The 21525-nt window shown below is 68.0% G+C and carries 14 protein-coding genes; 8 read left to right on the plus strand and 6 right to left on the minus strand.

What is annotated here, in order from left to right; genetic code table 11:
* Nucleotides 1-426: 426 nt before the first annotated feature.
* Both SPRI_RS14790 and SPRI_RS14795 read right to left on the minus strand, forming a co-directional pair.
* Nucleotides 427-1149, minus strand: coding sequence for a hypothetical protein (locus tag SPRI_RS14790; protein ID WP_158685162.1), 723 nt, complete (start codon nucleotides 1147-1149; stop codon nucleotides 427-429).
* On the minus strand, nucleotides 1113-9392 hold the full coding sequence (locus tag SPRI_RS14795) for a DNRLRE domain-containing protein (RefSeq protein WP_005313096.1): 8280 nt from the start codon (nucleotides 9390-9392) through the stop codon (nucleotides 1113-1115). Before SPRI_RS14795 ends, SPRI_RS14790 begins: the two co-directional genes overlap by 37 nt.
* Nucleotides 9393-9724: 332 nt before the next feature.
* Here SPRI_RS14795 and SPRI_RS39335 point away from each other — a divergent pair, with 332 nt between their 5' ends.
* Both SPRI_RS39335 and SPRI_RS14805 read left to right on the plus strand, forming a co-directional pair.
* Nucleotides 9725-10387 (plus strand): hypothetical protein, encoded by a 663-nt coding sequence (locus SPRI_RS39335; RefSeq protein WP_234020383.1) that lies wholly within the window; start codon nucleotides 9725-9727, stop codon nucleotides 10385-10387.
* Nucleotides 10388-10430: 43 nt separating this feature from the next.
* Entirely contained in the window at nucleotides 10431-12044 is a 1614-nt protein-coding gene (locus SPRI_RS14805; protein WP_063805343.1) for a peptidoglycan recognition protein family protein, read from the plus strand.
* 100 nt (nucleotides 12045-12144) lie between these two features.
* Here the strand turns inward: SPRI_RS14805 and SPRI_RS14810 are convergent, their stop codons facing one another.
* The 4 genes from SPRI_RS14810 to SPRI_RS14825 all read right to left on the minus strand — a co-directional run bounded on the left by SPRI_RS14810 (nucleotide 12145) and on the right by SPRI_RS14825 (nucleotide 16435).
* On the minus strand, nucleotides 12145-12864 hold the full coding sequence (locus tag SPRI_RS14810; protein ID WP_037776388.1) for a nucleoside/nucleotide kinase family protein: 720 nt from the start codon (nucleotides 12862-12864) through the stop codon (nucleotides 12145-12147).
* 124 nt (nucleotides 12865-12988) lie between these two features.
* A complete protein-coding gene (locus tag SPRI_RS14815; protein WP_005313106.1) occupies nucleotides 12989-13549 on the minus strand; it encodes a hypothetical protein in 561 nt (186 codons plus the stop codon).
* A 231-nt stretch (nucleotides 13550-13780) separates the two neighbouring features.
* Nucleotides 13781-14401, minus strand: a complete 621-nt coding sequence (locus SPRI_RS14820) for a DUF4328 domain-containing protein (protein WP_050791494.1) — start codon at nucleotides 14399-14401, stop codon at nucleotides 13781-13783.
* A gap of 432 nt (nucleotides 14402-14833) precedes the next feature.
* Nucleotides 14834-16435 carry a beta-N-acetylhexosaminidase gene (locus SPRI_RS14825; protein ID WP_005313111.1) on the minus strand — a complete coding sequence of 534 codons (1602 nt, stop codon included), beginning with the start codon at nucleotides 16433-16435 and terminating at the stop codon, nucleotides 14834-14836.
* A gap of 194 nt (nucleotides 16436-16629) precedes the next feature.
* Here SPRI_RS14825 and SPRI_RS14830 point away from each other — a divergent pair, with 194 nt between their 5' ends.
* From SPRI_RS14830 to SPRI_RS14855, 6 genes are all read left to right on the plus strand, one after another.
* A complete protein-coding gene (locus SPRI_RS14830) occupies nucleotides 16630-17235 on the plus strand; it encodes a 2-oxo-4-hydroxy-4-carboxy-5-ureidoimidazoline decarboxylase (RefSeq protein WP_005313114.1) in 606 nt (201 codons plus the stop codon).
* 169 nt (nucleotides 17236-17404) lie between these two features.
* Nucleotides 17405-17785, plus strand: a complete 381-nt coding sequence (gene sdhC, locus SPRI_RS14835; RefSeq protein WP_005313117.1) for a succinate dehydrogenase, cytochrome b556 subunit — start codon at nucleotides 17405-17407, stop codon at nucleotides 17783-17785.
* A gap of 8 nt (nucleotides 17786-17793) precedes the next feature.
* Nucleotides 17794-18270, plus strand: coding sequence for a succinate dehydrogenase hydrophobic membrane anchor subunit (locus SPRI_RS14840; RefSeq protein ID WP_005313119.1), 477 nt, complete (start codon nucleotides 17794-17796; stop codon nucleotides 18268-18270).
* A gap of 24 nt (nucleotides 18271-18294) precedes the next feature.
* Nucleotides 18295-20049, plus strand: coding sequence for a succinate dehydrogenase flavoprotein subunit (sdhA, locus tag SPRI_RS14845; RefSeq protein ID WP_053556997.1), 1755 nt, complete (start codon nucleotides 18295-18297; stop codon nucleotides 20047-20049).
* The gene (locus SPRI_RS14850; protein ID WP_005313123.1) at nucleotides 20049-20807 is read left to right on the plus strand and encodes a succinate dehydrogenase iron-sulfur subunit; all 759 of its coding nucleotides are present in this window, start codon (nucleotides 20049-20051) and stop codon (nucleotides 20805-20807) included. Before sdhA ends, SPRI_RS14850 begins: the two co-directional genes overlap by 1 nt.
* A 157-nt stretch (nucleotides 20808-20964) precedes the next feature.
* On the plus strand, nucleotides 20965-21513 hold the full coding sequence (locus tag SPRI_RS14855; protein ID WP_005313124.1) for a hypothetical protein: 549 nt from the start codon (nucleotides 20965-20967) through the stop codon (nucleotides 21511-21513).
* The last annotated feature ends 12 nt before the right edge of the window (nucleotides 21514-21525 follow it).

The raw sequence follows: 21525 nt of genomic DNA on the forward strand, positions 1-21525 counted from the left end.
GTATGGGCCGGACTGTCGAGCTCCTGAACCAAGACGCGCCAGGGCGACGAGGGTTCATCAGGAACGCGAAGGAATACCAAACGGTCGTGGGAACGGCCGAATGAGGGTCTCCGTATACGGGAACGACCGACATGATCAGGGTGTTGCCCCTATTCAAGGCCGTCCACCCGAAACGTTCCACATTGCCGGCCATCCTTGCGTTTGCCTTGCCGTGCAGAGCCACCAGGTTTCGGACGTCCTGACCGGTGCCCTTGCCCCAGTAACCTATCAGGTGGCCAGCCTGCGGCTTCCCTCCTCCTGCCGCAAATCGACGCACAGGTGCTGGTGCTGCACGGAATTGAGCAGCAGGGTCCAGGATTGAGGCCAAAGCACTGAGGTCCCATCGATCTGATCGATGGGACCTCAGTTGATTTCATTCGCGGGATCTCACTGAGTGAACGCCCTCAGGGCCGACGAGATCTGGCTGCTGTATTCGTCGCAGGTAGCCTCCAGCTGGTGACCAACCGCAGAACCGAGCAGATCCTCGCTTGCTGAAACAGCAATGATGGCCGCATGGCAGGCACCCTCGATCTCAAGGTTCCTCGTGCCGAAATAGCCCAGCCCGTAGACGCGAAGGTTGTCTGCGACGCGAGCAAGGTACCGCTCACGAAGCTCATCCCCCTCGACCACGGTGAGTGAGCCATCCATGTATGAGTCGAGGTATACGGCCATCTCTCGTGCAAGGCTGATGGCCCTATCGGTTTGAACCTCGCTCATCTCCCCCAAGGATTCCCCGAGCATGAGCCAGCCGTTGATGACCTCCAACTGGAAGCTCTCGGCGAATTCAGGCTCGATCTCGGACTCAAACAAGGGTGCGGAACAGAGCTCTGCGATTGCATGCCCAAGGTCCTCATTGACCTCGCCATCCAGTCGCGTGGCTCCCTCGCGGAGCACGGAAGTGAGAGCTGCGGAATCTACTCCCCACTCTACGGGCATCGCGATGTCGAGCAACGGCGCCTGCAATCTGCGCAGGGCCAGGTACGCGGCCTGGTGACGCTGCTGCCGAGTCATGGCGCGGATCTGGGCTGACAGCGTTTCGTCATCCCGCCAGTCTGGCTGATTCACCGTGTCAGTCACCGATAGCCCATCGTTGCCAGGAAGTTCGTCCATGCCTCGTGGTCGTTCCAGACGTACATGGACTGCCCTGGGATCTTCGCTTTCGTGCCAATGGTAACTGGCCCTGCCATCTGCGCGCCCACTTGACTGAGGAAGTCCGCGCAGCCGTCAGGGTCGCAGGCGTTCCGCGACACGCCACCAGCGACTGGGGTCAGCCCGTTCGATGCCATGTAGTGGGCGGCCGTCGCTTCTGCATGGGCTGCGTCCATATTGGTCGCGACGATGATGTCCTTGCGCTTCAACGAGTTGATGTAGTCGAGTTGCGCCTTCTCCAACCCCCGGCCTGCGCCTGTGACCACATAGACCAGCGAATCGTCAGATGTCCGGGCTGCTGTCACTGCAGTCGTCCTGAAGACCTCGCGCGCAAACGCGCTTGGGATCTGCTCGTGGATGGCATCAGCCAGTTTCTTGGCCCCTGCTGCAGTCTCGGCAGCATCGTCAAGGTACTTGGCACCCTTCAGGAACTTCCCTGCAACAGGGAATGCCGCAGCCGCAGCCATCGTGCACTGCCATGCCGACGGGGAGTTCGTGCACCCCTCGGCATCGGAGAATCCGGACAGTTCCTTGAAGATGCCCCAGGGGTCCACCCAGTTCTCGAGGCCCGTGGATCCGTCGTGGTACTGGACGTTGAACTCGAGCTTCTCCGGGTCGGGGATGACCGGGGCGCCGTCCATGCGGTACTGGCTGCGTGCCTGGCAGCCGGCGTCGCAGGACTCGTGCCCGTCCCGGTCGACGTTGTTGACCGGGTTGCCGCCGGCGAAGCCGTAACGGTTGCTGTTGGCGGCCCCGGCACCCAGGCTCATGTCGGACGCGGCGCCAGCGTACGAGTCGCGGCTGATGAACCGGTTGTGCTCCGGGCTGTAGTCCCGGAAGCCCATGTCGTACGTCTCCGACTGGGCGTTCCAGCGCTTGCCGTTGAAGCGGTAGGGGTTGGTCCCCTCGTCGTCCGGCGCCGTAATGCTGTCCAGGCCGGTCCATTCGTCCCTGACGTCCTGGCCATAGGCGGTGTAGGCGTAGGTGGACGTGGGAGTGTTGGTGTACGAGGTGAACGTCTCGACGTCGCCGTGGCTGTTGTAGCCGTAGTAGCCGCTCTCGCCGTTCAAGTGGTTCAGCTGGGAGAGGCGTTCTCCTCCCAGGCCGAACTGGTAGGTCCTGGCAAGGGTTCCGTCGAGATCCTCGCTCAATACCTCACTGTCGAGGCCCAGGTAGTTGTACTCGTAGGTGACGGCGTTGTTGATCCGCTTCTCGACCGTGCGGTCGAGAGCGTCGTAGCGGTAGGCGGTCGTGTTGGTCTTGTCGCCCGCCTTGCGGACCGTGCCGATGAGCCGGTCGAAGCCGTCGAAGGTGTTCGTCTCGACGGCCGCGCCACCGTTTTCGGTGACGGACTTCATCCGGCCGAAGGTGTCGTAGTCGTAGATGGCCGAGGAATCGACCAGGTTCGAGGAGGAGCTCAGCCGGTTCTTGTTGTAGTAGAACTCGGTCAGATCCGACTTCTGGAGGAAGAACTGCTTGGTGACGTTGGAGTTGTCGTCGTGCCAGTACTGCTCCGTCCGCGGCTTGTTGCCGGTCTTGTCCAACTCCTTGATCCGGTCGACCGGGTCGTAGGTGTAGTTGGTCACGGAGTTCCGGAGCCCGTCGCCGTCACCGCTCAGCAGCGACGCCGTGTCCTTGCTCTTGTTGCCGTTGGCGTCGTACTCGTAGCCGTGCGACGAAACCAGCGCGCCTGAGAGGTTCTTCTCGGTGCTGGTCTTGACGGCGCTGTTCGCGTAGTAGGTGTACTCGACGGTGTTGCCGTTGCCCTTGGTGAGCGTGGCGCGCTGACCGCGATCCGTGTACGTGAACTGCGTGATGTCCGGCTGAGGGTCGGTCGGTACCTGGCTGGCCGTGACCTTCTTGAGCAGGTTGCGCAGGTCGTACTCGTACTTCGAGTTCTGCTGGGGATGGCTGACGGTGTCGAGCTGGCCGCTGGCGTCGTAGGTGTAGGAGGTGGTCTTCGGCGTCTGGCCGGTGAGCGCCTCCGTGACCTTGTCCACCTGGTTCAGACCGGTGTAGGTCATGGTGTACGGCGTGCTCGTGGTGCTGCCGACCGTTTCACCGATCTTGAGCATGTTGCCGTTGAGGTCGTATTCGTAGGCGTACGACCTGTCCGCGGAGGGGTCTCCGGCGGCGTCTGTTCGGCCCTTCAGGGATCCGTCGGGGTAGTGCGACCAGCCCATGGTCCGCGTGGACGTGCCGTTGTCACCGGTCAGCGTCCGCTTCTCCTGCTGACCGACGTTGTTGTAGTCGTAGGCCGTCTTGATGTTCCACGCGTCGGTGGAGGTCTTGATCCAGCCGTTGTCGAAGTAGGTGTAGTCGGTGTCGATGCGTGCCGGGTCACCCGCCGGCGGCAGCGACGTCTTCTTCACCCGGCCTACCTCGTCGTACACCGTTTCGGTGTAGACATCCGCCTTGTTGTGCTCGGAGTCCGCCGGGTCGTACGGCTGGAACTGCTTGACCGGCCGGTTGAGCTTGTCGTACTCGGTACGGGCCGCGAAGTCCACGTCCGTGCCGGTGGTGGCGGTGCCCCGCGGCGTCTCGACCTTGGTGGTGTTGCCCACCTGGTCGTAGTGGAAGCGGGTGGTACGCACCGTGGTGCCGTCGTACGGCACCTTGACCTCGAAGGTCATGCCCCGCTCGTCGGGGACTATCTGGGTCTTGTTCCCCTCCTGGTCGATCGTCGCGACGACGATCGAGTCCTTGTCATACTGCGTGGTGGTGAACTTGCCGGCCGCGTCGATCTGCTTGACCGGCCGGTGGTCGAAGTCGTACTCCGTCTTGCCGGTGTAGTCGGTGGTGTCGGCCGTCGCGTTCTTCTTCGGGTCGATCACCGTGACGGCATTGCCGACGTTGTCGTACTCGTAGGAGATCTTGTCGTTCTTGGCGTTCACCACCGACGTGAGCTGGTAGATCGCGTCGTAGGTGTTGGTGGTGACGTAGTCCGTGGCGTCCGTGGTGGTCGCCACGCCCTTCGGCTCGGTCGTCGTCCTGAGGTTGCCGACCTTGTCGTAGGTGTAGGCCGTCTTGCGCTCTGCGGTCAGGTTGTTCGCCGGCGCGGTCGCCGACGTCACCTGGTCCATCGGGTCGTACGCCGCCTTAGACACCGCGTTCGTCGGTGACGTCGACTCCGTGATGTTGTCGTTGGCGTCGTAGACCGGTGCCGGGGTGGTGATGTAGACGCCCGCCGCCTGGTCCTTCGGCACCTTGCTCACCAGCGGACGGCCGTACGTGTCGTACGTTTGCGTGCTGGTCTTGCCCAGCGCGTCGGTGACCTGGGTGACCTGGCCGCGCTCGTCGTAGACGAACTTCGTGGCCTTGGCATAGGCGTCGGTGACGGTCTTCGGGGCACCGACCACGTCGAAGTCACCGGAGATGGTGGCGTTGCCGTTGGCGTCGGTGGCTTTGATCTGCTGGCCGAAGGCGTCGTAGTCGAACTTGGTGGTGTAGTCGTCCGCCGTGGACGACGCGACCCCCTTGGGGTCGGTGACCGTCTTCAGGTTGCCGAAGGTGTCATAGCCGAACTGCCACTTGCGGCCCTCCGGGGAGGTCTTGGTGAACAGGTCGGCGCTGTAGCCGTCGAGCCGGGTCTGGTAGCTGTACCGCTGCGAGTTCGCCGGGTACGTGCCCGGGGTGCAGTCGGACGAGGGCGGGACACCGGACTTGTTGCTCTCCGCGTCACGCTGCCACAGCGGGTAGCCCGTCTTCTGGTCGTAGCAGTACGCGGACTTCGCCCCGTTCGCCTCCTCCAGGTAGGTGACGTTGTTGTCCGCGTCCCACGACATCTTCGTGGTATGGGACTTGGCGTTGGTCGTCTGGACAGGGCGGCCGAAGTCGTCCGTCACGTACTTGGTGGCGTGCGTCTCCGCGTCCGTCACCGTGGTGTCGACAAACTTGGTGTTGCCCGCGTTCACCGCATAGGCGAAACCGGTGTTCCCGTTGAGGCGGTCGGTGATCGTCTTGGTCCACCAGTGGTACTTCGGGTCGTCACCGGCCTGCGGAGCGTAGTACGCCATGTTGGTGGCGTTGCCGCGCGGGTCGGTGGCCTTGACCAGCTTGACGTTCTTGTTCCCCTGCGTGGCGTCGTAGGTGAACTTGAACACCTTCGGCTGCGCGGAGCCGTCACCGTCGGTGAACTGCCCGAGCAGGCCCTTGTCGGTGTAGTAGAACAAGATCTTGCGACCGGAGATGTCCGTCATGGACTTCACGTGGTCGTAGATCTTGGAGTTGGTCAGGTTGGTGCCGGTGACCTTGGCGCCGGTGGCGTCGATGTAGTCGTAGGACGCGTCACCCTTGTTGAAGTAGGTGACGGTCAGCGTCTGCCGACCAGCCGGGTCGGTAATGTACTTGAGGAACTTCGTCGGCTTGTTGTTGGACTTGCGCTCCTCGTAGGTGAACGTCTGCGTGTTGCCATTCTTGTCCACCGTGGAGGTCATGTAGCCGTCGCAGCCGAACAGGAAGCGCGTACCGTCAGGGCGCGTGAGCGTCCAGGCATCCGGTACTGGGTCCTTGGTCGGCTTGCAGTCCAGGCCGGACTTCATCGTGACCTTGTAGTGCACACCGGCCGGGGCCTTCCACACCGAGTTGGTGCTGTCCCAGCGGAAGATGTGCGTGGTGCCGTCGCCGTCCGGCAGACGGATCTCCGTCGGGTTCGGGTTGGGGCGGAAGTCCAGCGGGGCGCCCAGTCGGATGGGACCTGCCGCCTGGAACGACCAGCCGTGACCAGCGACGGTGTCGCTGGTGTCCAGCGAGTTGTACGCGAACCGCGCGAAGGTGCTCAGGCCCCGGCCCGGGTTCGTGAACGCGTTGTATGACCAGACGCTGTTGCCCGAGGCCAGGTTGTTCATGAAGGTCGACCCGGCACCGGTGTTCTTCCCCGTGTACGAGTAGAACTTCTCCAGACCCAGCGTGTTGGAGGTCGGGTCTTCGACGGCCACGTTCTGCTTCAGCGACGGGATGCCGCCGGTGCCCGCGGACAGCCAGGTCCCGTCGGCGATCTTGCGGACGTCCCAGCCGAGTACGTACTCGGTGCGCTTGTTGCCGGAGTCCGAGTTGATCGGGGTGGCGACCTTCGCCTGGATCGTGGCCGACTTGCCCGGCAGCAGCGCCGGGATCGGGGTCTCCAGCTGGTTGCCGCCGGTGGTGGCGTCCGTGCCGTCGGGGAGCTTCCAGGTGTAGGAGAGCTCCCGCTCACCCGCCGCCCACGCGGAGGACGTGGTGTTGGTGACCGTGAACTCCACCGTGTAGGTGGTGTTCGGCGTCATCCGGGCCGGGGTCTGCGGCGCGTAGTACGTGTCCTCCGTCGTGGAGTCGACATAGATCACGCGCAGCAGGGGACGCAGCTGCGGGTCGGGCGCGGCGGAGGACAGGAAGATGGAGCGTTCCTGCGGGCCGGCCGTCGTCTCGTCCTTCAGCTTGATCAGGGTGCCCTTGTTGCTGGTGGGCGTCTTGACCCAGCCCTGGGTGAGGGACGTGGCGTCCCACCAGTGGCGGCCGAGGTCGGTGTTGAAGGCCGGCACGTAGTCGGAGACGACCGAGGAGTGGTCGCCGCCCGCCGTGGTCCACGCGGTGGTGGAGTTGGCGTTGTTCCAGGTGGCCTGGGTCTCCGTGAAGTCCCGGGTCAGTCCGTGCAGGTTGTACTGCGCCTTGGTCGTGGAGGTGCGCTCGGTGAGCGTGGACCACAGGAAGACCCGGCTCTCGAGCACCGTCGCGGTGGTCGGGATCGTGGTGGTGGGCCACTTGATCACCGAACGGGTCTTGCCGTAGGTGCCGGAGTTGTTGCCCACCGTCAGCCAGTCCTGGCCGACGGTGCCCTGCTCAACGGTGTTCAGGTTCGTCGTCGGCTTCAGCGAGGACAGCGTGGTGTCGGTGACACCGGCGCCGGCCTGGATCAGCCGCATCGTGCGGCCGGCCTTCGGGACGCCGACCACGCGGGTCGGGGAGCCCAGCACCTGACCATCGGCCGTCTTGACCGCGATCTGGTAGTAGTACGACTTGCCGATCTCCGCGCTGCTGGAGTCCGGGGTCGGGACCGCGGTGGTGTCCGTGTAGGTGGTCGCCGTCTTGGCGATCGGCGCGATCAGCGTCGCGGCCGAGGGCGTGAACACCTGCTGCGTGGAGCGGTGCAGCTGGTACTCGGCGATGTCGAGGTCCGCGTCACCGGTGGTGTTCTTGTACGCCGCCCAGGACAGCTCGGGACCGGTGCCGTGCACGACGGTCGGCGAGTTCAGCGAGGTGCCGACCTTGCCGAAGGTGACCGTCAGGCGCGGGATGGTGGACGTCTCGCCGCCGTAGTCGTAGTCCCCGGCCTCGTACTGCGGACCGCCGAGCGGAGCGGTGGAGGACTCGTCGACGGCCTTGATCACGAAGCCGTAGTTCGGCGAGGTGCCCGAGACCCACTTCTGGACGGTGTCGCCGACCCGGAAGTTGTGCCACTCGTTGTACTCGCCGATGTCCTTGCGGATCTGCGCCGGGTTGACCAGCCGGATCCCGTCCGCGACGGTCCGCTTCGTCGAGTCACCGGTGTCACCGAGGACGACCTTGCCGGTGTTGCCCTTGGCGAAGTCGATCTGCGTGGTACCGAGCTGGCGCCAGCCGGTGGTACCGGTGGCCTGGTTCACCGTGAAGTTCGCGGCGGGCTCGGCCGAGTTCACCGTGTACGGGGCGGCCGTCGCACCGTCCGTCTGCACGGGGGTGTGGACCTCGACCTTGTAGTCGGCGGCCTCGGGGACCATCGGCTGCCAGGTGTACGACTCGCCGGTCGCGGTGTTCTTGTTGTACGCGTAGTCGCTCGCGTAGCCGGTACCGCTGACCCGCGGCCACTCACCGACCGCGGCCGTACCCGTGTCACCGTCGTCCATCACGACGCTCGTCGCGGACTGCTCGCCGACGAACGTGCTGGTCTTCTCCCACGTCGCCGTGGTCTCGTCCCACGCACCGGTCGCCCGGCGGACCTCCACGTCGACATTGGTCGAACCGGAGGTGTGGACCTGGTCGAAGTACATCGACAGCTGAGCGGTGTCGATCTTCGAACCGGTCGGGATCTCGTCCAGCGGGAACCTGATCAGCGACCGGGCGATGCCCGTGCTGCTGGTCTTGCCCGCCGACATGTCCCACGTGCTGTTGAAGTTCGTCGTCGGCGCGTCCGAGCGGACCATGACGTCCTGCGACTCGGTCGGCGACGGCGCGATCGTGATCGTCGGGTCGATCACCACCGGGTACTGCCGCTCCGGCGCCGCCAGCCACTTGGCATCGGGAGTGACCGTCAGCCGCCACTGCTCGCCGTGCCGGGACAGCTCCTGCGACACCTTCGCGCTGTAGGACGTGCCGTACGGGGACGCCTTGTCCTTCCTGGCGTCCGCCATGAACGCCGGGGGGATCACCAGGACCGGGTTGGCGGGGTCCTCTCCGAACAGCGCGATCGAACCGTCGCCCCGCTCCTTCGGCTCCAGCTCGCCGGCGTCCAGCGTGAACACGAACTTCGCCGGCGTCTTCGGCGGTTCGGCCAGGGTGATGTTCTCCTTCACCCGGCCCGCACCCACCTGGTACGACACATCCGCACCGGACGCCAGGCCCTTGTAGGTGACCGTGTCACCCTTCGCGGACGGCGCGACACCCTTCGCCGCACCCTCAAGGCCCAGCGTGACCGCCTGCCCCGCGGCCGTCTCGAAACGCACCAGCTTCGACGCGTCCGCGCCGAACCAACTGCGCCCGGTGTTGGTCTTGTTCGCGAAGTCGAAGCCCTCGTCCTCGGTGGGGCGCACCGTGGTGTCGATCGGCTTCCACGACGCGCCCGACCGGTACGACGCGGGCTTCGCCGACAGCTCGGCCTCCACCCGTCCGTCGGACAACTGCCAGAACCGCGCCTGCGGTGTGCGCCGCTCCGTCAGCTCCTTGACCCGCTGCGCGGGCGTCAGCTTCTCGCCCTTCGGCAGCTTCTGACGGCTCGGTATCTCGAGCTTGCCGCCGACCGGAGGCTTCGCTTCCTTCGTTTCCTCGTCGTCGGAGAACCATCCCGCGATGGTGTCGACGACGCCCTTGTCGTCGTCATTGCCGGGCGGGGACTGCGGGGCCGCATAAGCGACCTGCGGCAATAGCGTTCCCGCCACCGCCGCGACCACCAGACAGGAGAGATGTCTCCTGTATGGAACTTTCACGTCAATACCTTTCGGTGCGACGGGCCGGATTCCCCGCGCGGAAGGCATTTCCGCACACGGAAAACGGCACGCCGAGTAAGCCCCACCGGAGGTTTCCGATGCAGCCTGGATCCGTGCCGCTCTCTGCCTGTGAACCGGGATAGGACCAGCTCACGGGCGCGGCAGCGGATTATGGATCATGAGCATGACGCCTCGTCAACCGGCCGGACATACGGGACGACCGGGCTCCGGAAAGGGGGTTGGTTCGCCCCTTTTCTCCGGTCGCTCGCGCCGCACCCGGGGGGTGGTGTATAACCGCCCGGTTCGACGACTCGAGCCGATTCAGACCACTTCGCCGACTCACCGAAAGCCGGGCTCCGTTCATGTCATCCAAGAAATCCATGGAAAGCGCAGATCGGGACGACGCGCCGAAGGACGACCCCGGAACGGGGCCGGCACCGGACGGGGCAACGACCCCGGAGACGACCGACGAGGACGGGGCGACAACCCCGGGGACGGCCGACGAGGACGGGCCAACGACCCCGGAGACGGCCGGCGAGGACGGCATGACGCCGGACTCCCTCTCCAGCACGGAAGCGCCGGACTCCCCCTCCGGCACGGGGACCTCGGAGGGCGCCGCGGCCGAGGGTGCGTCCGGGAACGGCCGGGCCGGACTGGCCATCGCCGCCGCCCTGTTGCTCGCATGCGGCGGACTCGTCGGCTACGGCCTGCTCGACACCGAGGAGAAGAAGCCGAAGGCCCGCGCGGTACCGACCGCCGAGGTGACGTACGAAGTCGTCGGCGAGGGCCCGGTCGAGATCTCGTACCTCGCCCGCAGCGAGGACGGCACGGCGACCGTCGTCCGGGATGCCGAGCTTCCGTGGAAGAAGACCGTCCAGGTGCCCCTGGGCAAGCCGCCGACCGTCGCCATCGTCCTCGGCGAGAAGGGTGGCCAGGCGGCCTGCACCCTCGCGATCCGCGGCGAGCACGTCCAACGGGCGACGGCGTCCGGCGAGTTCGGCCGGGCGACCTGCGCGGGCGAACTGCCCGCCGCCGGTCAGTGATCATTAGCGGTATCAGCGGTCAGCCGCGTACGGAGGATGAGGCATGAGTCCGAGAGGGGCCCGCGCGGAGCGGGCGAGAAGAACACCACGCACGATCTGGCTGGTGACAGGAGCCGTCGTCCTCGGGGCGACGGGCGTCACGGCCGTCGCCGTCGGCGCGGGCGCGGAGGACGACGGCCGGCCCGCCGGCACGCGCCCGGCGCAGGCACACGCCCTGGCCCTGGACGGCAAGGACCCGAAGAAGCGCGAACTCGGCCGCACCGAGACACAGTTGTTTTCCCTGGTCGGCGTCTCCTGGGAGGACAGCCTCGACGACTTCGAGGGCACGGCCCAGATACGCACCCGCGCCGCGGACGGCGGAGCCTGGTCCGAGTGGCGCGACCTCGAATTCGACGTCCGGGCACCGGAGACCGGTGAGGGCGGCGCCTCCGGCGTACGCGGCGCCTCCGAGCCCTTGTGGGTCGGCGCCTCGGACGCCGTCGAGGCACGGGTCGTGGCCGGCGGCGAGGAGACCGCCGTCCCCGACGCACTGCGGCTCGACATGATCGACCCGGGTGTGTCCGGCCGGGACGCCACGCAGTCCGTCGCGCCCGGACGCGGCGTGGTGCAGCCGCAGCGGACCACCACCCGCAAGCCGGCACCGACGCCGACGCCGACGCCCTCGACCACTCCCACCACCGCCGCGCCCGGCACGCCCACGGCGAGCCCGACCGGCGGGGCCGGAAGCTCTCCGTCACCCTCCGCGACCCTCGAGCCGACCCCGACCCCGACCCCGACTTCGACCCCGACCTCGCCGCCGGAGTCCGGCGATCCGACGCCGCCCGGGCCGAGCGCGGAGCCGACCACCGCCGAGCCCGGTGACCCGTCGCCGTCCGTCGAACCCTCCAGCCCTCCTCCGTCCCCCAGCGAGGACCCGGCCGGGCCGACGACGAGCACGGAACCGACGCCCCCGCCGACCGTCTCTCCCGAACCGTCGCCCACCGGGACCTCCGCGGAGCCCAGCAGCGACCCGGAGCCCGGCACAAGCCCGAGCGCCACCGCCACGACGCCGTCCGTGCCTCCGATCGTCAGCCGCGCCGGCTGGGGCGCCGACGAGTCGCTCGTCGCCGACCCTCCCTCGTACCTGAACAAGGTCGACGCGGTCTTCGTCCACCACACCGCCGGTACGAACACCTACGACTGCGCCGAGTCGCCCGCCATCATCCGCGCGATCCTCACCTACCACGTGAAGACGAACGGCTGGAACGACGTCGGCTACAACTTCTTCGTCGACAAGTGCGGAACGGTCTTCGAGGGACGCGCCGGCGGAGTCGACAAGCCCGTGCAGGGCGCGCACACCTACGGTTTCAACGGCTACTCGTCCGGCATCTCCGTCCTCGGCGACTTCGAGAACGGCGGCACGCCGAGCGCCGCGGCCAAGCAGGCGGTGGCCGACGTCGCCGCGTGGAAGCTCGGCCTGCACGGCGTCGACCCCGAGGCGAAGGTGACACTCACCGCGGCGGGCGACACCGGCGTCTGGAAGAAGGGTGACCAGGCCACGCTCAACACCGTCTCCGGACACCGCGACGGCTTCGCCACGCTCTGCCCGGGCGCCACGCTCTACTCGGCGCTGCCGGAGATCCGCCGGGCGGCGGGCGCGTCGGTGTACGCGCACTGACCGAGGCGGACGGCGGTCGCTTACCGGCAGGACGCGGGAAGCGACCGCCGGGCGCAGGCCGGTGCCGGGACCGGTGCGGCGCCCGGCGCTGCCGCCTGCCTCAGCCCTCCAGCCAATCGCCGGCGAGCACGTCCCGTATGCCGTCGAGCGCCTCCGCCGTGCGGCCGCGGGCATGGATCCAGGAGCCCGCGTCGTCGCGGAGCAGCACGTCGCGGTACAGGAACCAGCGGATGCACGGATCCTCTGCCGGATACAGGGGGAACGGCAGCCTGGTGGCGTCCCGTTCCAGCCGCTCGAGGACCTCGTCGTCCGGGGCGTCCAGGTAGTCGACCGGCCCGGTCGGTGCTTGCGCGGCCTCGGACAGCACGATCTCCAGGAAGGCCAGCGAGGTCCGCTCCAGCCAGCCCTCCCACCGCTCGGCGTTCTTGTCGGCCAGGTCGGGGCGCACGAGCACCGGCGGATCGTCGAGTGCGAGGTCCCTGAGCAGAATGCCCCAGCGTGCCGCGCCCTGGTTCTCGTCGCGGAAGACGAGCGCCTCCCCCGCCTCGTCGACGTACAACTCGGCCAGGGCACGCAGCGTGTCGTGGTTCGACGTCAGGTCCTCGCGCCCGCCGAGCAGCGTGTACGCCTCACGCAGGGCGGGCGGCAGCCGCAGGCCAAGACGCTCCTCGGCCGCCGCGACCTCGGCCTCGGGACATCCGCCGGTGTCGAGCGGAGCGGCCGTCCAGTGCTCCGCGAATCCGCGGACGAAGTCCCAGGCCGCGTGCCGGTCCTCTGCACCGGCCGCCAACGACCGGACCAGGTCGAACTCGTGTGTCATGGCGGCGACCATACCGGCGGCCTCCGACAGCGGCGGCAGGAGCCGGCGGACCGGCTCCCCGGCCCGAACAGGCCGTCCTCGTCGAGGTGTCACGGCGCGCATCGCGTCACCGCGCCGCAGCGGTTCAGCCGGTGACGCGCGCCCGGCGCGAAACCGCCGCCCGGAGGATGCGGCGGCCCTCCGTCGACACCTCGAGCGCATGGCGCAGGCCGTTGCCGCCGGGCGGCTCCGCGAGGATCTCCAGCACCTGGGCCTGGCGCCGCAACTCCCCCTCGACCAGCGGTCCGACGCCGTCCGTGCCGCCCTCGCGACAGCGCTCGACGGTCTCGGCCGCGCAGTCGCCCATGTCGAACCGCCGGTGCACCTCGAGCGCGGTGGCCGAGCAGCCGTCCGCCCACTCGCGCAGGGACGGCACGGCCCAGTCCGAGGGGGCCGCGCCGAGCATCCCCCGTACGAGGGCGGCGTCCTCGTCACCCGGCGGCATGCCCTCCATGGCCTGGCGCGCCGCAGTGAGGGCGCCGGCCCACTCCTCCTCGCCGCCGGCCAGCCCCGCCCAGAGCGGACGCAGCATGTCGTCCTCCGGTGCGAGCAGCGGCAGACAGCGGTCGAGGCACGCGAGCCCGCTCGCGGCCAGGCCACGCTCATCCGCCTGTGCGATGAGTTCCGTCAGGCTCTTGGAGGTCATGCGGGACGCCTTCCGTCGCGGACGAAGTACTAGCCCTTCTACTTGTCCCTACTGCGTCCGTTGGCGTGATTACGTCACTCCGTGGCCAGAACGTTACCGTCGGCTCGCCCCGTAGGCACACATCCACGTCACACCTCTGTTACTTTCCCTCCACAGGAACAGGGCCCGCCCGCACGGCTGTTGGCCCGGCCTCGCGGACCGCGGTGTGAGCCCGCACGCCCCCGGGCGGACTCACACCGCGACCGTCCGCCCCGCCCCCTTCGACGCGTTGGTGTGCTGCATGTGCGTCAGCCTGCGGACGAAGAGGACGGCGAGCACCGCGGCGACGATCTGCAGGCCGTTGCCGACCAGGAGCCGGTCAACGGCGCTGATGATCTGCTCCGGGGTTCCGGCGTCGTCGTAGGCCCGGTCCGCGTAGCGCGTGAACACGGTGGCCACCACGAACCCGACCCACCACACGTTCACCAGCGTGTGAGGCTCGTGCCTGTCCGGCGCGAAGGGATCCGTGCGGCTCGCCCTCCACACCTCGACCGCGATCCCGCGCGGGATCCACAGGCCCGCGACCGGAACGAACCAGCCGCCGATCGCCCAGCCACGGCCGCGTTCGAGCGTGCCCGGCGCGAAGACGTCGGCATTCGACCGCACCCGGTGGAACCACACGATGAAGACCACCACCGTCGCCACGTAGAGGGCCACCTGAAAGACGGAGGTGATCAACAACAGCCGGTCGGCCAGCTCCGCGTCCTCCTCGGAGTAACCGACGGCGGCGAGCTCCATCAGGCGCCGGAGGTTGAGCGCGGCCACGGCGGCGGCGATCTCGCCGACGGCGACGAGCAGGAGCAGCACGGACACCGCGTGCCCCAACCCCACCGGCGACCGCAGTACCGACAGTGGCCCCGGCGCCACCGGCGCCTGCACGACGGGGCGCAGCCCCGGGGCGGGCGGGGCCTGCGGAGCCCGCACCCGCGTGTCCGCCGCGGCCGGCGGCGAGGCGGCCGGGTCCGAGGCGGCCTGCTGCGACGCCCCCACCGCGGCCGGGTGCGAGCACGCCGGCGCGGACGGGTCAGCCGCCGGCAGGCACCGCGCGCAGATGTCTTCGCCCGCCGCGACCGTGTTCTCACGGCATCCGGAACAGAGCATGACTGAGTGACCCCCCACAGAAGAACGAATGAGAGAGACGCCCCTCCCCAGGAGACGTCGCGACGGCACACGGCCGCCAACGAACGGCGGCCGCCCGCGGAACATATGTCCGCGAGACGGCCGCCGTCCAGGTGTTCGCGCTGGTCAGCTCAGCTTCTGTGCCAGCGACTCGAAGGACTGCCAGCTCAGTGACGGCTGCCGCGGGTCCCACAGCTTCTGGGCCGTCGCCTGGAGCGGTCGGCGGATGCCGGCCGCGACCTGGTCCTGGGTCTGCGAGTTGGCCAGATCGCACCAGACCGCGAACCGGCCGCCCAGGATCTGGTCCGAGTACTTCTCCGGCACGGGCTCCGTGCCGCGCAGCACCAGCGGCGTCCACTGCTCGTAGATGCGCCGGCCCGTCGGGTAGGTGAACTGGTTGGGCTCGCCGAGCACGTAGTAGAGGAACTCGTCGTTGAGGTTCACCACGCGGCGGCCCTCCGCCAGGTACTCCTGCGGCGGGCGGGCCCCGATCTCCTTGCCCGTCCAGTACTCGACCTCGATGCCCTTGTCGGCGGTGACCACCCCGCCGCTGAAGAAGCCGTCGTTCCACGCCTTGGGGATCTTCTTCGCCTCGCGTACCACCGCGGCGCGGTCGTTCAGCCAGCCCTCCGCGAGGTCCTCGATGGTGGCGCCCTCGCCGTACTTCTGGCGGGCGGCCTGCGCGAGCTGCGGGTAGGAGGCCTGCGGGTTGCTCACCGTGAGGGCCTGGTACTCGTCGGCCCCGACGTGGAACCACGCGCCGGGGAAGAGCGCCGTGTACTCACGCAGCAGGTCGTCGACGATGCGGGCCGATTCGGGCTTGGAGATGTCGATGGCTCCCTGCCGGGGCACACCCTGCGTGTTCCGCAGCTGGAGCTGCGGGTGCGCCCGCATCACCGCGCCCAGGTGTCCCGGGGAGTCGATCTCGCCGACGACGGTGATGTGCAGCCGCTCGGCGAGCGCCAGGATCCGGCGTACCTCGTCCTTGGTGAGGTGCTGCTCGGAGACGACCTCGGGGTGCGAGTCCGACTCGATGCGGAAGGCCTGGTCGTCGGAGAAGTGCAGTCCGAGCTGGTTGAGCTTGAGGTCGGCCATCTCACGCAGCCGGTCCTCGATCCACCCGGCACTGAAGTGCTTGCGCGCGATGTCGAGGTTCAGTCCCCGCTGGGGGCGGTCGGGCCGGTCGCGTACGACGCCCTCCGGCATCGAGCCGCCGGAGCGCACGGACTGCTTCAGCGTCCGGGTGCCGTAGAAGACGCCGGCCTCGTCCGGCCCGGTTATCCGGACCTTCCCGCCGCTGGTGGTCAGCGTGTACGACTCGGCGGCGCCGTTGCCCGCGAGCGCCAGCTCGACGTCGCCCGGGCCGGCGGCGACGGTGCCCCGGTAGGAGAGCTTCAGCTCCTGGGCAAGCAGCCGGCCCTCGTCGGAGAGCTCCTCGCTGCCCTTCGCGACGACGACCCCGCTGTCGGCGGTCCTGCTCCAGCCCGGGCCGCGGGCGGCCTGATGGCCGCGCACGGAGGGAATCGTGGCCGGTGCTTCGGAGAGCGCGTAGCTGCGGGTGGGCGTCGGGCTGGGGGCAGCCGCCCCGGACGTCGTTCCCACCTGGTCGGGCGGTGCGCTGCCGGACCCGCCGGCGCCGTCGTCGGAACAGCCCGCGAGCGTCATCGAGAAGACGGCGGCGGAAGCCGCCGACACACCGGCGAGCCGGGTCCTGTGAGAGAGCCACATCGCTCTGATACCTCCCATAAGTGGCGAAACCCCGTAGAAGCACCCCCTCCTGCATGCATTACTTACGGCCAAACTCTCCCGTCCGGGTGAAATTCGCGCATTCGTCGGACACCTTCGCGTCCATATCGATAGCGTTACGACACACCCTTCTCTCCTTTCCCTGCCGCCCCGCTGTTCCGTTCGAGGAGTCCCCGCTGTCCAGCGATGTCCCCGCCGGCCTCCCGAAGCGACCGCCGACACTCCACCACAACCGGGGCGCGGGCGCCCCTTCTGCCATACCGTCCCAGCGTCGCGCGGACGCGGGGCTCGAGCACTTCAACAGCGCCCCGGCCGACGAGGCGGAAGCCGTCGTCCTCGCCTGCTGCGGCAGCCGCCGATGGGCCCTGCGCGTGGCAGCACACCGCCCCTACCCCGACCTCGAGTCCCTCCTCGCCGCCTGCGACGAGGCCGGATACGACCTCACGCCCGCCGATGTGCACGAGGCCCTGGCCGGCGAGTCGTCCACCGGACTGCCGCCGAGCGCCCCGCAGGCCGCCCACACCGCCCTCGCCGCCGCGCACGCCGCCTACGAGAGCAGATTCGGACATGCGTTCGTCATCTGCCTCGACGGATACCGGCCCGACGAGTACCTCGATCAGGTACTGGCCGGTATCCGGAGCAGACTGTCCCACGAACCGGACGAGGAGCGCGCCATCTCCGCGGAGGAACTGCGCGCCCTGGCCCGCTCCCGACTGGCACATGTAGTGGCCAACCATCCGGAAAGCGACGTCGCGGGGGCCTCGGAGGAGTCCGTCGCTTAGTCCGTACGAGGCTGTTTGATTGCCTGTTTGATCACACCGGTGGCCCCCGGGCGAACGAACCGACAACACGTCGCTACGATGGCCGGGGCCGGTGGACCGTACCCGGCCGGGCCAGACCGACACCCACAAGCCGGCATGGCCCCAATCCCCGCTCCCGGAGGGTTCTTCCGTGCCGGCTGGAACGCTGTACCGCGGCCGGGAAGGAATGTGGTCCTGGGTGGCTCATCGAGTCACCGGCGTCCTCATCTTCTTCTTCCTGTTCGTACACGTGCTGGACACCGCTCTCGTCCGCGTCTCCCCCGAGGCGTACGACGAGGTTGTCGCCACCTACAAGACGCCGATCGTCGCGCTCCTCGAATACGGCCTTGTCGCCGCGATTCTCTTCCACGCGCTCAACGGCCTGCGTGTCATCGCCGTGGACTTCTGGTCCAAGGGCCCGCGCTACCAGAAGCAGATGCTCTGGTCGGTCATGGCCATCTGGTTCGTGCTGATGGTGGGCGCCCTTTACCCCGTGCTCGGCCACGCCGTCCGCGAAGTCTTCGGGAGCTGAGGCCAGAAATGTCCGCTGACACCACTTCCGCCGTCGGTCCCGTCGAGGGCGCGCACCTCTACGACGTGGACAACCCGGCCCCTCTCATCGAGGCCCCCCGCAAGCGCACCAAGAAGACCCCGCGCTCGACCCGCGGCAACTTCGAGATGGCCGCATGGCTGTTCATGCGCCTGTCCGGTGTGGTCCTCGTCGTCCTGGTCATCGGCCACCTGCTGATCCAGCTGGTGCTCGACGGCGGCGTCTCCAAGATCGGCTTCGCCTTCGTGGCCGGCCGCTGGGCGTCCCCGTTCTGGCAGACCTGGGACCTGCTGATGCTGTGGCTTGCCATGCTGCACGGCGCCAACGGCCTCCGCACCGTCATCAACGACTACGCGGAGCGTCCGAACACGCGCCTGTGGCTCAAGGGCCTGCTGTACACCGCCACGGTGTTCACCATCCTTCTGGGCACGCTGGTGATCTTCACCTTCGACCCGAACATCCGCTAGGCACGGGGCTGAGGTAATCCACCCATGAAGATCCACAAGTACGACACCGTCATCGTCGGCGCCGGCGGCGCCGGCATGCGCGCCGCCATCGAGGCGACGAAGCGCAGCCGCACCGCCGTGCTGACGAAGCTCTACCCCACCCGCTCCCACACGGGCGCCGCGCAGGGCGGCATGGCCGCCGCGCTGGCCAACGTGGAAGAGGACAACTGGGAGTGGCACACCTTCGACACCGTCAAGGGCGGTGACTACCTGGTCGACCAGGACGCCGCGGAGATCCTGGCGAAGGAGGCCATCGACGCCGTCCTCGACCTGGAGAAGATGGGCCTGCCGTTCAACCGGACCCCGGACGGCACCATCGACCAGCGCCGCTTCGGCGGCCACTCCCGCAACCACGGCGAGGCCCCGGTCCGCCGGTCCTGCTACGCCGCGGACCGCACGGGTCACATGATCCTCCAGACGCTGTACCAGAACTGCGTCAAGGAGGGCGTGGAGTTCTTCAACGAGTTCTACGTCCTGGACCAGCTGATCACCGAGGTCGACGGCGTCAAGACGTCCGCCGGTGTGGTCGCCTACGAGCTGGCCACCGGCGAGATCCACGTCTTCCAGGCGAAGGCCGTGATCTACGCGTCCGGCGGCACCGGCAAGTTCTTCAAGGTGACCTCCAACGCGCACACCCTGACCGGTGACGGCCAGGCCGCCTGCTACCGGCGCGGCCTGCCGCTGGAGGACATGGAGTTCTTCCAGTTCCACCCGACGGGCATCTGGCGCATGGGCATCCTGCTGACGGAGGGCGCCCGCGGTGAGGGCGGCATCCTCCGCAACAAGGACGGCGAGCGCTTCATGGAGAAGTACGCGCCGGTCATGAAGGACCTCGCGTCCCGTGACGTCGTCTCCCGCTCCATCTACACGGAGATCCGCGAGGGCCGCGGCTGCGGTCCCGAGGGCGACCACGTCTACCTGGACCTCACCCACCTGCCGCCGGAGCAGCTGGACGCCAAGCTCCCGGACATCACCGAGTTCGCGCGCACCTACCTCGGCATCGAGCCCTACACGGACCCGATCCCGATCCAGCCGACCGCGCACTACGCCATGGGCGGCATCCCGACCAACGTCGAGGGTGAGGTCCTGCGCGACAACACCACCGTCGTGCCGGGTCTGTACGCCGCCGGTGAGGTCGCGTGCGTGTCGGTGCACGGCGCCAACCGCCTGGGCACCAACTCGCTGCTGGACATCAACGTCTTCGGCAAGCGCGCCGGTATCGCCGCCGCCGAGTACTCCGCGAAGTCCGACTACGTCGACCTTCCGGAGAACCCCGCGTCGTTCGTCGCCGAGCAGGTCGAGCGCCTCCGCAACTCCACCGGCTCCGAGCGGGTCTCCGTGCTCCGCAAGGAGCTCCAGGAGACGATGGACGCCAACGTGATGGTGTTCCGCACCGAGCAGACGATCAAGACCGCGGTCGAGAAGATCGCCGAGCTGCGCGAGCGCTACCTGAACGTGTCCATCCAGGACAAGGGCAAGCGGTTCAACACGGACCTGCTGGAGGCCATCGAGCTGGGCAACCTGCTCGACCTGGCCGAGGTCATGGCCGTCTCCGCGCTGGCCCGCAAGGAGTCCCGCGGCGGTCACTACCGCGAGGACTTCCCGAACCGCGACGACGTCAACTTCATGCGCCACACCATGGCGTACCGCGAGGTGGGCGACGACGGCTCCCAGTCGATCCGTCTCGACTACAAGCCGGTCGTCCAGACCCGCTACCAGCCGATGGAGCGTAAGTACTGATGGCTACCCCGACCCTGGAGAAGCGGGAAGCCGGCTTCGCCGACTCCCCGTACATCACCGCCACCTTCCGGATCCGCCGCTTCAACCCCGAGGTGTCGGAGCACGCGGTCTGGGAGGACTTCCAGATCGAGATCGACCCCAAGGAGCGCGTCCTCGACGCCCTCCACAAGATCAAGTGGGACGTCGACGGCTCGCTCACCTTCCGCCGCTCGTGCGCGCACGGCATCTGCGGCTCCGACGCGATGCGCATCAACGGCAAGAACAGGCTCGCCTGCAAGACGCTGATCAAGGACATCAACCCGGAGAAGCCCATCACGGTCGAGGCCATAAAGGGCCTGACGGTCCTCAAGGACCTGGTCGTGGACATGGAGCCGTTCTTCCAGGCGTACCGCGACGTGATGCCGTTCCTCATCACCAAGGGCAACGAGCCGACGCGTGAGCGTCTGCAGTCCGCGGAGGACCGCGAGCGTTTCGACGACACCACCAAGTGCATCCTGTGCGCCGCGTGCACCTCCTCGTGCCCGGTGTTCTGGAACGACGGCCAGTACTTCGGCCCGGCGGCGATCGTCAACGCGCACCGCTTCATCTTCGACTCGCGTGACGAGGCCGGCGAGCAGCGCCTGGAGATCCTCAACGACAAGGACGGCGTGTGGCGTTGCCGCACCACGTTCAACTGCACGGACGCCTGCCCGCGCGGTATCGAGGTCACCAAGGCGATCCAGGAAGTGAAGCGCGCGCTGATCACACGCCGCTTCTGACACCTTCTCGGCACGACAGGGCCCGCTTCCCCTCGGGGAGGTGGGCCCTGTTGTGTCCGTACGGGTACCGGCGCGGACTTCACCCCCGGGGTCCGCACCTGGCAGGATCAGGGGACGTCTGACCTGACGCAGTGGGACGGGAAGCGGGGACGAGAACATGAGCACGCCGAATCCGTACAGGGACGGGGAGCCCGAGTACCAGTGGGGGCCCAGCCAGCCGCCCGGCAGCACGCCGGCCTACGGCTACCCCAACGCCGCACCGGGGTACGGCTATCCGCAGGATCCGACGCCGGGCTACTCGCAGACGCAGCCCGCGGGCGTCCCGGTGCCGTACACCGGCCCGCCCGCTGCGACGGGCGGCGCGCCGCTGGTGTCTATCGGGGACATCACGGTGATGGGTGACTCGATCGTCACCCCCGCCGGCACCATGCCGCTCAAGGGCTCGGTGTGGAACGCGACGGACATGTCGCGCACCGAGGAGAAGATCCCGACGCACGCGATCGTGCTCGCGATCGTCTTCTTCATCTTCTGTCTGCTGGGGCTGCTGTTCCTGCTGATGAAGGAGAAGACCACCACGGGCTTCATCCAGGTCACGGTGACCAGCGGCGGCAAGCACCACTCGACGATGATTCCGGCCCAGGGCCCGGAGACGTTCCAGATGGTGATGGGGCAGATCAACTACGCGCGCTCGCTGAGCACCATGTAGTCGCTCCCGTGC

Source organism: Streptomyces pristinaespiralis (genome assembly GCF_001278075.1).
In the GTDB taxonomy this organism is placed as follows: Bacteria; Actinomycetota; Actinomycetes; order Streptomycetales; family Streptomycetaceae; genus Streptomyces; species Streptomyces pristinaespiralis.